Genomic DNA, 592 nt, shown 5'->3' on the forward strand with positions numbered 1-592 from the left:
AAAAATCATAGAGGTCTTTAAAAGGGCCTCCACGGCGACGCGCATTGACGATAGACTCAACCGCACCTTCACCCACGCCTTTGATCGCGCCTAAGCCGTAGATAATATTGGTCGGCGTATCGGCGACAAAGTGCCACTCGCTACGGTTCACTGATGGATTGACAACCGTGAGGTCAAAGTTTTCACGGCAGTCATTAATAAAGAACACGACGTTGTCAGTGTTGTTCATATCAGAGGTCAGTACCGCAGCCATAAATTCGGCAGGGTAGTACTGCTTGAGATAAGCGGTCTGATAAGCGAGCACACCGTAAGCGGCGGAGTGCGAGCGGTTAAAGCCATAACCGGCAAACTTCTCCATCAAGTCAAATACGCCGCCTGAGGTCGCTTCATCGATACCTTGCGCGGTCGCACCAGTGACAAAGATATCGCGCTGTTTGGCCATCTCTTCAGGTTTCTTTTTACCCATGGCGCGGCGTAGCATATCCGCACCGCCCAAGCTATAGCCTGCCATGACCTGCGAGATCTGCATGACCTGTTCTTGATAGACAATAACGCCATTGGTATTCTCGAGGATCGGCTCAAGGTTGGGATG

The 592-nt window shown here is 51.4% G+C and carries 1 protein-coding gene; it reads right to left on the reverse strand.

Features of this window, described 5'->3' with window-relative positions; genetic code table 11:
• On the reverse strand, positions 1–592 hold a 592-nt coding region (locus ACS8FD_RS22770; protein WP_459252178.1), incomplete at both ends, for a helix-hairpin-helix domain-containing protein.

The sequence above is a fragment of the Psychrobacter sp. 1U2 genome, assembly GCF_051847575.1.